Genomic DNA, 12,552 nt, shown 5'->3' with positions numbered 1-12,552 from the left:
CTGTCGTAACAACTGGGGGCGTCGCGAGCCCGGCCCGGTACCGTCCCGCCCGGCCCGGTACCGTCGGCCGCGCTCGCGGGGTCAGGTGCTGATCGTGGTGACCGCCTCCACCCCATACGTTCGGGCGTAGCCGTTCTCGGTGCCGACGAGGAGGTCGACGACCTCGAAGTACCGGTCCCAGAACGGGGTTTCGCGCAGCGCGTCGATCAGGAGCTGATAGGCGTGGTGGTCCTCCGCCTCCCACACCCAGACGTCGGTGACGCGTGCGGAGTAGAACTCCGTGTCGTAGAACCGCGACCGGACGCCGGTGGTCTTCGCCTTGACGGCGGGGACGACCTGGGTGGTGAAGGCTGCCACGCGCTCCTCGACGGTCAGCGCGAGCCACTCGGGTGTGGTCTTGACGAGCATGAACGCGGTGACGGGGGGCGTGGTCCCGAGTTCCTCAGCGGGCATCGTCGTGCCTCCAAAACGGCTTGTTGGGTCGCCAGTTGGAGCCTGGTGGCCCCCTGGCGGCTGACCACGGGTCTTCAGGACAGGACGGCGGGCTTGAGCGTCTTGGCGCACCACTGCTCGAAGCTGGTGGGCGACGCGGTGGCCGGGGTCCGGACGACGCCGGCATCGAGGCCCTCGTCCTTGGCCCGCTTCATGTCGACGATGCCTTGGACGAAGGAGTCATTGAGGCCGTAGCCGATGAGGGTGCTGTACAGCTCGTCGAGCGGCTGACGCTCGTAGCGGACGGGTCGGCCCAACTGCTCGGTCATGACACGGGCCAGGTCGTTGGGGGACATGTCCTGCGGCCCGAGGACCGGAACGCTGTCGACGCCGGTCCAGGAACGGTCGAGGAGCAGTTTCGCCGCGACCGCCGCGATGTCGGCCACGGCCACGAGCGGGGCCTTGCGGTCCGCTTCGACGTTGTCGGTGAAGACACCCTTGTCGCGGATCGACTCCGCCTCCTCCAGGAGGTTCTCGAAGAAGGACGGATTGGCCAGGGCCCGGTAGGCGACCCCGCTGTCGGCGATGAGGTCGTCCATGGCCAGTGAGGCGGTGACGAGGCCGGCCCGATCAGCGAGCGGCGTGCCCCGGCCGAGCGCGGAGACCCCGACGACATGGCCGACGCGGTGGGCGGCGAGCGCCTTCGCGGCAGGGAGCGTGAAACCGCTGTAGCCGTCGGCCGGCGTGAGCGCGGAGTCCGGCGGGACCAGCCAGAAGACGGCGTCCGCGCCCTCGAAGGCGCGGTCGACGACGTCGGCGTCGCCGTGTGAGCCGGTGACCACCTCGACGCGCCCGCGCACCTCGTCGGACAGCCGGGCGGGATCGCGCACGATCACGCGCAGCTCCTCGCCCGACGCGGGCGCGGCCTCAAGGAGTCGAGTGAGCAGGTGGCGCCCGATGTTCCCGGTGGGAGCGGTAATGACGATCATGAAAACCTCATTGCTTGTGCCGTTCGGTACGCCCTCATCCTGCGAAGGCCGGCAGCGTTGCCACAATGGGAACTTCGGCACTGAATCATTGCCTGAAGTGGAATTACCCAGGTGAGCAGCCCGAACGCTCTGCGACCCGACGGACGCGCAGCCCGAGAGGCCGCAGGAACCACAGGAGCTACAGCCACTACAGCAACCCGAGAGTCCTGGAGGCCGTAGTGGCCGTAGGGGCCGCACATGCCGTGGACGCCCTAGGTGAGGGTGATCCTCAACTCGTAGGGGCGCCCGCTGCTGATCGCTTCCGCCTGCTCGTACAGATCCGCCGACGTGAAACCGAGCAGCGCCCGGTCGGCGGCGCCGCGCAGGAGCGGCACGATACGACTCGGCGGCTCGCCCCGGTGCGTGGCGGCCAGGTCGGCAAATGCCTGCTGGTACGAGATCCCGTGGCCCGAGGCCCCAGGGCCGGCCGAGCCGTCCGTGAGGAGCCGCGGCAGCGCCTTCGTGTCGATGCTGATGTTGCCCATGCCCACTCCCTCGATCGTCGGCCCCGGCCGGTCCGGTCCCAGGTATTCGACGCTAGACGGAGCCACTGACAATGCGCCCCGCTTGGTCGAGGACCGCTCGGATCCACGCCGCACAGCGCACGGGCCCACCGCAGGGCACAGTTATCCAAATACCTCGCCCCCGAACCCCCTCCCCGCACAGGGAATTCACAGAAGTGCGCAGTGAATAAAACGGCGTGGCGCCTCCTGTAGAAATTTCTACAGGAGGCGCCACGCCGTTTTTTATGACCTCTTTAGAGAGGGCTCGCACACTCTTTGCGCAAGCCGGCCGGCTTTAGCGGTGGCAGACCTTGCGGGCCTTGTGCCAGGTCTTGGTCCAGTACCCCGGGTGGACCTTGCCGTGCCGGTCGCGGGTCGGCTTGTGCCAGGTCTTCGTCCAGTAGCCCTTGACCACGTGGCACTTCTCCTTGCCGCCGTGAGCCGCTGCCGCGACCGTGTGCTGCGGGGCCGCCTCCGCGGCACCGACCGAGGAGAAAGCCACCCCCGCGGTGAGCGCGGCCGTCGCCGCTCCGAGAGCGATCACACGCTTGACGCCTTGAATCATGACGCCGCCTTTCTGTTTTGTAACACCGTCCGACGAGCTGGACAACGACAGTTTTATCACCGATGCCCGGACGGAATACGCGTGTCACTCGGGCGCGCGGGAGCATTAAGCAGTTGCGAGTTAAACCATGCACGCCCCCGGAAACCCCCGTAAAAGCGACTCACTCTTTCACTTTTACCTTGATGCCCTGTCCAGTCCCGGAGCGACTACAGGGACAGCGACAGGGCGGCGACGCGGACCGCACGACGGCGTCGCCGCACCCCGGCCCCTCCCTGCTCAGCGCCGCCTGCGCCCCGACCAGCCATTGCCGATGCCCGCGACGTGCAGGGCCAGCAGAGCGAGGCCGATCAGCATGACGTTGGTGGAGGTGAACACGTGATTGGTCGATATGTCCGCTGCGTTGATCAGAAACGCGATGATGAACAGAACCGCGGCGCCTATGGCCAGCATGGCTTCTCCCCTATCCGGTTGATGCCCGCCGGGTACCCCACCTCACCAGCAGGAACCCCCTGACAGGAACCCCGCCCCGTTCCGAGGGACTTGGGGCGTTATTGGGCACTTGCCGCCGGCCGGACGACGATCTCGTTGACGTCGACCTGTGGAGGCTGGGCCAAGGCGTAGGCGATGGCGTCCGCGACGGCGGAGGCGGGAAGGGCCACCGCACGGTAGGTCCTCATGGCCGCTCGGGCGGCGGGATCGGTGATGTGGTCGGCGAGTTCGGACTCCGTCACGCCCGGCGAGACGAGGGTGACCCGGATGTTTCCGGTGGACTCCTGGCGCAGCCCCTCGGAGATCGCGCGGACGGCGAACTTGGTGGCGCAGTACACAGCCGCGGTGGGCGAGACCTCGTACGCGCCGACGGAGGCGATGTTCACGAAGTGTCCGCCGCCCCGGGTCCGCATGACCGGCAGGGCGGCCGCGATACCGTGCAGGACCCCGCGCACGTTCACGTCGATCATGCGGTCCCACTCCTCGGTCCTGAGTTCGTCCAGGGGCGAGAGCGGCATCACTCCGGCGTTGTTGACCAGCACGTCCAGCCGGCCGAAGCGCTCCTCTGCGGCGCGGACGAAGGCGTGTACATCGGCCGCGTCCGTGACGTCGAGGCGCTGGAACTGCGCGGTGCCGCCGGCCGCGTTGAGCTCCTTCGTCAGCACCTCCAGGCGATCGGCGCGGCGGGCTCCGAGGAGCAGGCGGTGGCCGTCGGCCGCGAGCCGTCGGGCGGTGGCCTCGCCGATCCCGCTGCTGGCCCCGGTGATGGCCACGACCTTGGCGGGCTCGGGCGTGGCTCGCACGTACTTCGTGGGCTCGTATGGGGTGGACTGGGTCATGCGTGGTCTCCCTCTCTGGGCAGCACGAGGTGCTCGTGACGAGGTACGTCGACGACTCCGGAGCACCGCGGTGCCCGACCGAGTCTCGTCAGGTGCGGGGCGGCCCACCAGGACGGCTGCTGCCTGGGTGCGCCACACCCGGGCAGAGGACCGCCGCCGGCGCTGTCACTGCGCCTCGGGCCCGAGGAGTGGGCTGGATCCTCGGCCACCCGTCGTGCAGACTTGCCGGGCACACAGTGACGGCCACCGTCAACTCAGCTGCCGCACAGGGGTGTTGAGCGCCTCGGTGCTGCGGGCTTTGCCCCATGGGGCAGGCCAGGACCGAGTGGCGTCAGCGCCGGACGACGCCGAAGGGGCACGCCATGGGGGACCACGTCAAACGGCTGCCGCCGGGAGCTCAACCCGAGAGTGGGCAGGCGGCGTGGTCCGGTACCTCTGCCGAGCGCTGGGCGAAGGCCCGCGTCCCGGTGATGTTCGCACCGGCCGGGGGCAGTTGGATTCTGATCATCGCCGTCGCCACGTCGTACTCGCTGACCTCCGCCTGGTCCGGCGCAGCGGGCGGCGGCACTGACTGGCGCGGTTATCCCGCGAACGTCCTCCTCGCGGCGTTGCCGTTCTGGTACCGCTTCCTTCCGGCGGTCACCGTGCCGGCCGCGCTCGTGGTAGCACTGGACGCCGCCGTGTCCTCGACGCCGTTCGACCCCTTCGACGGGCACACCGGAAGTGGGCATGTCCTGGAACTGGCCCTCTGCGCCTGGGCGTTGACGGGCGCGAGCCTGCGCCTGCGGGCCCGTCGCAGGCAGAGCGCGCTCGCCTCCCTCGCGGCTGCCGGGCACCGCCGCCTTCCGCTCCCGGACGGAACCCCGGAGTCGGACGGCTACCGCGGATTTCGCCAGGTCTACCTCGGGCTCGCCCTCTGTCTCGTCGCGCTCGGCATCCTGACCGATGGCGTCGCCAGGAACCTCTCCTCCCCGTCCGGGGGCCCCGGTTACGACGCCCTGGGACAGCAGGCCGTGGGCCTGGTCCTGCTGGTCGCGGGCACCACCACGTACGGGTGGGGCCACGTCGCGTACCGGGCGGCGCGGCGGCTGCACGACGAGCGGCAGCCGGCCTTCAAGGTGGCCGTGCGGATCGGCCCGCACGGCTACCACTGGCTGTATCCGGACGCGCTGACCCCCTCGGGCCGGCCCTTGATCGCGTACCGGCCGAAGGGCCGCGACACCCACCGGGGTCGCTTCCTCGGCACGAGTTCGGCCTATGGGCCGGAGGTCGGGCACTACGACATCGATCCGCACGCAGAGCCCTTCGAGGCCATTCTCTACGGGGTGCCACGCGAAGGCGCCGAGATCGCCGTGGAGCACGCGGTGATGGAACGCCGCACGCACGAGTCGTACGAGCAGACGCACACGGTCGTGACGGTCGCCCGGCTGCTTCCCCTACGCCGCCACGGTCTTCGCCCGTGGCAGCCCGCCGACGGCGCGGTCCGGCACGCGACGCGGCGCGCACGGGTGCAGGAGGAGGAGCGTGTGAGGCGCGAGCGGGACGAGCGGCAGGAAGCGCGCCGACGCCGGCGCGTCTCCGGGACACCGACGTCCCGCCCGGGGACACAGCCACCTTCAAGTGGGCGACGCAATCGCTGGGGGGACGGCGGGGCGGGGTGTGGCGGCGGCGATGGAGGCAGCGGACACGGCTGCGGCGGCTGCGGCGGCGGTTGAGCGCGCAGGGCCACGTGGGGCGGGTGCCTGTGACGGATGTCTGTGACGGATGTTGTCAGGGGCTGTCGGTGACGGGGGCGTCTGTACGCACGCCCCTGCTCCCCTCGGAGGACGACGGCGGACCCGCCGCGCCCCCCACCCCGCCGCGCCCCCACCCTTCCGCGGCTCCGCCCGCCTCGGCCTCCGTTCATGAACCCCTGGGTTAAGGGTCGTTGCGAAAACGGCCGTTGATCCCCCCCCTGCCTCCCGGCCGGATGCTGAAGGTGTCGCCGGAACACGGCCGGTGGCGAGGAGCGATCCCGACCGAGGGCAGTTTCAGATGACCTGTGAGTGCGACACCCCTTCCACCAGCTCGACGTCCATCCGCCTGGTATCCGGGCACGCGACCCGCATCCGCTTCTCCTGTGCCTGCGGCCCCCAGCGCGACGGGACTCGGCCGCCGGCATGGAACACCGGCGCAGGGACCCCATGAACATCACCGCCTCGGCCATTGCCCTGCACGTCGACGATCCGGCCGCCTCGGCCGAGTTCTTCACCGGGTACCTCGGGTTCCGGGACGCGGTGTACCTCGGGGACGAGTGCGTCTGTCTCAGTCGCGACGATTCCGCGGCCGACATCGTGCTGGTGCGGCGCTCCGGCGAAGCCTCGACCGAGCGGGGCCACGGCCCCGGGCCGAGGAACGCGACCGTCGCCTTCACCGTGACCGCCATCGCCATCGCCATCGCCAACGCCAACGAACACTCCCGGCTCCGACAGGAGGGCGCCCCCATCACCACACCCCTTCGCCGGAAGCCTTGGGGCCGGGGGCCCCGGAGCCATTCGGCTTCGGCGGCCCCGGACCGCGTCCTATGGTGGGCCGATGCGCCGATCCGACCCTCAGCCGTACTGGAACACCAATGTCGCCCGGCACCCGGGCATCCTCCGCGCCGTACCCGAGGGGTGCGGCGGCGCGTTGGACGTGGGCTGCGGGGACGGGCTGCTCGCCCGCAAGCTCGCCGGGCGGGCGAAGACCGTCACGGGAATCGACAAGTCGCCCGAGATGATCGCCCGCGCCCGCCAACTGGCCGACGCCCACGGCGATCTCACGTTCCTTGAGGGCGACTTCCTCACCGCCGAACTGCCCACCACTGGCTACGACTTCATCTGTTCGGTCACGACGATCCACCACATGGACTTCGAGGGTGCCCTGCTCCGCATGCGTCAACTCCTGCACCCAGGCGGCACGTTGGTGGTGGTCGGCCTGGGACGCGAGGCCAGCGCGAAGGAGTGGGCGACCATGATCGCGACCGCGCCGATCGTCCGGGGCGCGAAGGTGATCCGCCGCGCGCGAGGTCCGGAGGGCATGCCCATCGCCACCCCGGAGATGAGCTACGGCCAAGTGCGAGAGAGCGCGGAACGGCTGCTGCCCGGCATGCGGTACCGACGACATGTGCTGCGGCGATACTCCTTGACCTGGCAGAAGCCCGGCGGCTGAGTGGCGTCGGCATCCGCTCGCCCACCGGGAACCGGCCGTCGCGTTCGCCTGCCTACCTACCTGCCCGCCTGCCTACCTACCTACCTACCTACCTACCTACCTACCTACGGGGAGCCTGCCGCCACGATCACAGCCTCGCCCGCTGGCCGCCGCGGCCGCCAGTCGCCGGCCGGCCGCCGCTCGGACGGACCACGACGGTGAGCGGGCGGCCTCGATGGCCGAACTCAACTCGCTGCCGGTCTCGCGGAGGTCCATGCCGCCATCCTGCCCGGCGCCGCACACGCCTCGGGCCGCCGGGGCGGCGGGGCGGCGGAGCAGCGGGGCGGCGGAGGTGCTGCCACAGCCATTACGTTTCAGCCGGCCCGCGCGGCAGGCGCGGCCCCCCGCACGATGATCGGAGTCCATGGTGAGGGCAGTACGTTTCAGCCGGTTCGGCGGGCCCGAGGTGCTCGAACTCGTGGATCTCCCCGATCCGCAGCCGGGCCCCGGCGAAGTCCGGATCGCGGTCCGCGCCGCCGGGGTCAACGCGAGCGACTGGAAGAAGCGCCAGGGGCTGATGGATCCTGAGCTGCCGCAGACCCTGGGCTACGAGGCCGCCGGTGTCGTCGACGCCCTCGGCGAGGGGGTCATGGACGTGGCCGTGGGCGATCGGGTGTTCGGCTTCTGCGGCGCAGGGGCGGCGCAGGCCGAGCTGGCGGTGCTGTCCTTCTACGCGCCGGTCCCCCGGCCGCTCGACTTTCCCGGTGCCGCCGCGCTGCCCGCCGCCCTTGAGACGGCGACGCGCGCCCTCGACCAGCTCGGCGTCACGGCCGGCTGCACACTGCTCGTCAACGGCGCCTCGGGCACCATCGGAAGCGCGGCGGTTCAGTTCGCCGTGGCGCGGGGCGCGCGCGTGATCGGCACCGCGGGTGCGGGGAACCACGCATACCTGCGCTCGCTCGGCGCCGAGCCGGTCGCCTACGGCGAGGGTCTGGTCGATCGCGTTCGGGCGCTGGCGCCGGAGGGAGTCGACCTCGCACTCGACGTGGCCGGGAGCGGCGTCCTGCCCGAGCTCATCCAGCTCGCGGGGCGGCCGGAACACGTCATCACGATCGCCGACTTCGAGGGGGCACGGAAATACGGCGTCGCATTCAGCCGGGGCGACTCCGGCCGCGCGGTCCATGTGCTCGCCGAGATCGGCGGGTTGATCGAGTCCGGGCGCTTCTCGCCGCCGACGGTGGTGACCTACCCACTCGCCGAGGTCGCGGAGGCACAGCGCGCCGCCGAGACCGGTCACGTACGCGGGAAGATCGTGCTGGTGGCCGGCTCCGGCGAGTGACCGCGCCTCGCACCTGGCGTGGGGCAACCCGGGTGCCGCTCCGCCGGCGGCCGCGTCCTCATCCCTCAAGGAGTCGGATGCGGCGCGGCCGGGGCGGGACAAGCGATGGTCGACCGAATCCACAAGCGCGCCGTGCCGACCTCTCAAAAGCGGTCAGGGCGCTCAAAAGCAGTCGAGGCAATCGACGCGCGCAGAGCACGCAAAGCCAGAGCACTCAGAGCACTCAGAGCACTCAGACGAGTTCGGGCTGCGGTCCGGCCTGGGGTTCCAGTTTCCGTACGGGGACGGCCTGCGGCTCCCACTGCTTCGTGGTCCGGATGAAGTAGTGGATCACCGAGAACGTCGCCAGCATGAGAAGAGGACCGAATATCCAGGGGTGCTGGGCCATCGTCATCGACAGATAGCGGTAGGAGACCAGGAATGCGGTGAAGACGGCCACACCGTACGCGACAAGGAGCGCTCCCGATCGGTCCCAGCCACGGGCGAGCGACCGAAGGGCCGCTTCGATGGTGAGCGCGAAAACGACGCCGGCGATGATGTCGGTACCGTAGTGATAGCCGAATCCCAGTGTCGCGCCGAGCGTCGCGATCCACCAGAACGCGCCCGCTATCTGGAGGAGCTTCGGCCCCTTGCGGGAGTGAATGAAAATGGTGGTTGCCCAGGCCGTGTGCAAGCTTGGCATGCAATTGCGCGGGGTTATCTCATTGAACGGCATATGGTGGGGCACGCTGATCGAAGCCGAATTGGGCCACACATTGGCCACCGCCCAGTGCCCGCCGTCCGCACCATAGGCGAAGATGGGGCCGACCACCGGGAAAATCATGTAGAAGGCGGGCCCGAGCAGGCCGATGACCAGGAAGGTCCGCACCAGATGATGGGCCGGGAAGCGGCGCTCGGTCGATACATTGCGCAGCTGATAGAGCGCGACGATGACCGCTGCCACCGCAAGCTGGATGTATACGTAATCAAGAATATGGGCGCCGACCGGGCCGGTCGACTTCACGAACCGGCCCACCAGCCACGAAGGGTTGCCCAGTGCGTGATCGGCGGTCGCCACATACTGGTCGAGTACCGTCGGGCGGGTCTTCGACGTAATGAGGAGCCAGGCGTCGCCCGTCTTTCGGCCCGCCACGAGGAGCAGTCCCAGCCCGACGCCCTTCAGGAGCAGGACACGTTCCTGACCGGTGCGGCGTGTGAAAGCGATGACGATACAGGCCAGAATCACCCATAGCGCGCCATTGCCGAACATCATTTTGGCGTCGACGGCCCAGCGAATCAGGAAGAAGGCAATGTCGATGCCGACGGCAGCCGCCATGGCGATGGCCCGCTGCCGCCAGGTCAGCACCACCATCATCAGCGCCATACTGGCGTACAGCAGGGGGCCGGACTTGGGGGCGAATATGACTTCTTTCGCCTGATTCGTGATCGGGCCCGGCTGGCCGTAATGACGCGCCGCGACCTCCAGCACGATGAGGAACCCGAGGGCCACCACGACCACCGCAGCCCATATCATCGCCCGCGGCGTACGCCACGTCGACGGAATTTTGTTGTTTATTCGGGAAAACACCCGCGGTGATATCGTTGTCAATTGTTTGGCCGATTTGTTAGATGTTGGTTAACAGGTCACTCTTCGTACTGGAGGAGTTCGTCATTGTGATGTAGCGCACCGAGGACAGGATCATCAGCGCCGATCATGTTATCCGAGTGGTGTGGGTGGGTTTCGCTGGTCCTGGGTGACCTCGTGCACCCACATCCCGGGACGAGCCGCGCCGTAGTTACGACGCGTCCTCGATCCGCCCCCTCAAGTGGTCGTAGGCCCAGGCCGCAAGGGTGGTCGGGGTGGTGGTGCGGACGGTGCGATGCTGCTCGGGGACGAAGTTCTCGCGAAGGCCGGTCGACATACCAAGAACGGACTCGACCATTCCGTCGGGCATTCCGGCTCGGTGGAGCTGGGAGCGCATGGCGTCGTCGGTGATGCGCTCCACGTCGATCCGCCGGCCGGTGGCCGCGGTGAGGATCTCCGCGACTTGCTGCCAGGTGAGATCGGCGGCCCCGTGCACCGCCTGCACGCAGCGCCCCGACCACGCGGACGACAGGAGGCGGGTGACGGCCACCTCCGCGATGTCGCGCGGCGCCACCCAGGCCATGGGCTGGTCGAGCGGCAGGACAACCTGGAGGAGGCCGGCCCGTACGGCGTCGAGCTGAAGCTCCAGGTTGGTGAAGAAGTAGCCGCATCGCAGATGGGTGACATCGACGCCGGTGTCGTCCAGCGCAGTCTCCGTGAGGGCCAACCCGTCGATCTCTCCGGCGCCGTGGCGCTTCTCGGCGCCCACGCTGCTCTGGAAGACGACCCTGCCGATCCGGTTCTCGGTGACGGCCCGCACCACGCTGGTGGTCGCACGGGCGTAGTCGGCGAGGGGATCGCCGCTCGCCGTACTCGGGTCGACCCAGAACAGGGCGTCGACATCGTGCGTGGCGGCGACCACCGAGTCGGCGTCGTACTGGTCGACCCGCACCGCGTCCACCTCGTCGCGGACCTCGGGGGCGAGGCGGGCCGGATCACGGAGCAGGACGCGCGGCCGGACACCGGCCCGCACCAGCGCGGTGACGACATGACGGCCGACGTTGCCGGTCGGCGTGGTGACGGCGATCTGCATGGCTGCCTCCCATTCGATGGCTTCTGTGGCTCTGATGACTTCTGTGGCTTCTGTGTGTTCCAGTGGCGGAACGACATCGGCGACTCGGACAGGCTAGAAGGAGAGTCGGTCGGCGCCTGTCCTATTTCGGTCAGCGTCAGTCACCGGGCCATGGGGAGCAGCCGCACTTCGGCCTCGGGGAGCTTGGCCCACCAGTGGTGGTGGCGGCTGTAGGGCGCAGCCTCACGACCGGCCAAAAGTTCGGCCAGGGACCGGGCCTCTTCTGCGAGCCCTTCCCAGACGGCCCGTGTCAGCGGGTGGAAGGCAGTCGCCTCGACGCCGTCGGCCGTGGGCCGCCACACCCCGACGACATATCCGTCCACCAGCACGGCGGGCAGGACATCGCCGTTGTTGCGGATCACCAGGGGCCGGTACGCGGGCGGAATCAGCCGGCCGCGGTCGGCATGGGCCAGCAGGGCGCTGTCCCACATGGCCATGAGCCGGGGTGGCGCCGGGGTCTCAGCGGGTGGGCGCGGTGCGTCCGGAAGATCGAACAGGGTGAGCCCGTCCGGCCCTTGGAGCTGTTCGACGATGCCGTCCGGAGCGCTCAGGGCTTGACGCACGTCCGACCGCCGCATCATCAGGAACTGGGCCACGTCCGCGACCGAGGCGGGCCCGAAACCGGCCAAGTACCGCAGGACCAGGGCCCGTAGCGCCTCCGGGTCCGGCTCCCGGCCGTGGAACGCGCGCGGCGTCCCGGCCGCCACGAAGGACGGCCGGTAGCCGAACGCCCAAGGCGCCTTCGTCGGGGCGTGCTGGAGCGGTGCGTACGCCCTCAGCCCCCACCAGCCCCCGTCCCCGCGCTCGGCGCCGACCCGTTCCCCGACCCACGCCCGCATCTCGGCCATGGTGCGCGGCCGGTCGGCGAAGGCCAGCAGCTCCGGCGTCAGCTCGTCGGCGTCCGCCGGCGTGAGGCCTGCCGCGGCGAAGCGGTGGCCGAGGCGGGACGCGTACAGCGTCGGCTGCATCGCCGCACGGAAGACCGGATAGTCCTCCGCCCGCACCGCGTGCAGCGTGATGCGCATCAGGGGCGCCTTGACCACCAGGCGACGGGTGAATGCCGCGTCGAGCTCGGCCGGATCGAAGCCGGAGAGCCGGTTCCAGAGCGCGATGTAGGGGGATGCCGGATGCTGGGCCTGGAGCGCGACGAGCTGCTTCAATCCGTCGCCGACGCCCAACTGGGCACGTTCCAGGAGGAGTTGACGGCTCAGAGTGGCTCGGTTGAGTGCACGCCCGGTGACCTTCATGCCCGGATTCTGCCGCACCGCCCCCACCTGTCCCCCCTGTCCCCCCTGCTGCACCGGAACCGCATGTCGGGCCGGTGTGCGGAGGTGCGGCTTCCGGACGACGGACCCCAAGGCAATGAGGAGGTCAAGCGTTCCCCATCCAGGTCAAGATTGGCGGAGATGTGGAATTCATAAGAGCCCGCCGGAATAGTCGCCTGGGGAAACGGGTTCAAGCCACACGTACCCCGCTCAGGGGCCGCCGCCGAC

Annotated in this window: 12 protein-coding genes and 1 pseudogene; 4 read left to right on the top strand and 9 right to left on the bottom strand. The window is 69.5% G+C overall.

The features are described from left to right. Positions 1 to 81: 81 nt before the first annotated feature. The 6 genes from ACFYNP_RS10420 to ACFYNP_RS10395 all read right to left on the bottom strand — a co-directional run bounded on the left by ACFYNP_RS10420 (position 82) and on the right by ACFYNP_RS10395 (position 3,856). Complete coding sequence (locus ACFYNP_RS10420; protein WP_388784433.1) at positions 82 to 453, bottom strand: darcynin family protein; 372 nt, start codon at positions 451 to 453, stop codon at positions 82 to 84. Between the two features lie 74 nt (positions 454 to 527). Further along, the gene (locus ACFYNP_RS10415) at positions 528 to 1,421 is read right to left on the bottom strand and encodes an NAD(P)H-binding protein (protein WP_388784430.1); all 894 of its coding nucleotides are present in this window, start codon (positions 1,419 to 1,421) and stop codon (positions 528 to 530) included. Positions 1,422 to 1,672: 251 nt separating this feature from the next. Then, the gene (locus ACFYNP_RS10410; RefSeq protein WP_388784428.1) at positions 1,673 to 1,945 is read right to left on the bottom strand and encodes a hypothetical protein; all 273 of its coding nucleotides are present in this window, start codon (positions 1,943 to 1,945) and stop codon (positions 1,673 to 1,675) included. A 313-nt stretch (positions 1,946 to 2,258) separates the two neighbouring features. Then, complete coding sequence (locus tag ACFYNP_RS10405; protein WP_388410803.1) at positions 2,259 to 2,507, bottom strand: hypothetical protein; 249 nt, start codon at positions 2,505 to 2,507, stop codon at positions 2,259 to 2,261. Positions 2,508 to 2,804: 297 nt separating this feature from the next. Continuing rightward, a complete protein-coding gene (locus ACFYNP_RS10400) occupies positions 2,805 to 2,978 on the bottom strand; it encodes a hypothetical protein (RefSeq protein ID WP_100576237.1) in 174 nt (57 codons plus the stop codon). A 98-nt stretch (positions 2,979 to 3,076) separates the two neighbouring features. Beyond that, positions 3,077 to 3,856, bottom strand: coding sequence for an SDR family oxidoreductase (locus ACFYNP_RS10395; protein ID WP_388784425.1), 780 nt, complete (start codon positions 3,854 to 3,856; stop codon positions 3,077 to 3,079). 362 nt (positions 3,857 to 4,218) lie between these two features. Here ACFYNP_RS10395 and ACFYNP_RS10390 point away from each other — a divergent pair, with 362 nt between their 5' ends. From ACFYNP_RS10390 to ACFYNP_RS10375, 4 genes and pseudogenes are all read left to right on the top strand, one after another. Then, complete coding sequence (locus tag ACFYNP_RS10390; RefSeq protein ID WP_388784422.1) at positions 4,219 to 5,571, top strand: hypothetical protein; 1,353 nt, start codon at positions 4,219 to 4,221, stop codon at positions 5,569 to 5,571. Between the two features lie 444 nt (positions 5,572 to 6,015). Beyond that, a pseudogene (locus tag ACFYNP_RS10385) lies at positions 6,016 to 6,366 on the top strand (hypothetical protein); the annotation flags it as partial. A 64-nt stretch (positions 6,367 to 6,430) separates the two neighbouring features. Then, positions 6,431 to 7,045: a class I SAM-dependent methyltransferase gene (locus ACFYNP_RS10380; RefSeq protein ID WP_388784420.1), complete on the top strand. Its 615-nt coding sequence runs from the start codon at positions 6,431 to 6,433 to the stop codon at positions 7,043 to 7,045. Positions 7,046 to 7,451: 406 nt separating this feature from the next. Continuing rightward, positions 7,452 to 8,363 carry an NADP-dependent oxidoreductase gene (locus ACFYNP_RS10375; protein WP_388785257.1) on the top strand — a complete coding sequence of 304 codons (912 nt, stop codon included), beginning with the start codon at positions 7,452 to 7,454 and terminating at the stop codon, positions 8,361 to 8,363. 232 nt (positions 8,364 to 8,595) lie between these two features. Here ACFYNP_RS10375 and ACFYNP_RS10370 read toward each other — a convergent pair whose 3' ends face one another. The 3 genes from ACFYNP_RS10370 to ACFYNP_RS10360 all read right to left on the bottom strand — a co-directional run bounded on the left by ACFYNP_RS10370 (position 8,596) and on the right by ACFYNP_RS10360 (position 12,306). Next, entirely contained in the window at positions 8,596 to 9,876 is a 1,281-nt protein-coding gene (locus tag ACFYNP_RS10370) for a phosphatase PAP2 family protein (protein ID WP_388410814.1), read from the bottom strand. A 262-nt stretch (positions 9,877 to 10,138) separates the two neighbouring features. Next, positions 10,139 to 11,020: an NAD(P)H-binding protein gene (locus tag ACFYNP_RS10365; protein ID WP_388410817.1), complete on the bottom strand. Its 882-nt coding sequence runs from the start codon at positions 11,018 to 11,020 to the stop codon at positions 10,139 to 10,141. Positions 11,021 to 11,160: 140 nt separating this feature from the next. Then, positions 11,161 to 12,306: a winged helix DNA-binding domain-containing protein gene (locus tag ACFYNP_RS10360; protein WP_388785255.1), complete on the bottom strand. Its 1,146-nt coding sequence runs from the start codon at positions 12,304 to 12,306 to the stop codon at positions 11,161 to 11,163. Positions 12,307 to 12,552 lie beyond the last annotated feature (246 nt).

It is taken from the genome of Streptomyces sp. NPDC006691, assembly GCF_042869955.1.
Taxonomy (GTDB): domain Bacteria; phylum Actinomycetota; class Actinomycetes; order Streptomycetales; family Streptomycetaceae; genus Streptomyces.
Note: the sequence above shows the minus strand (reverse complement) of the source record. Positions and strands in the feature narration are given on the sequence as shown.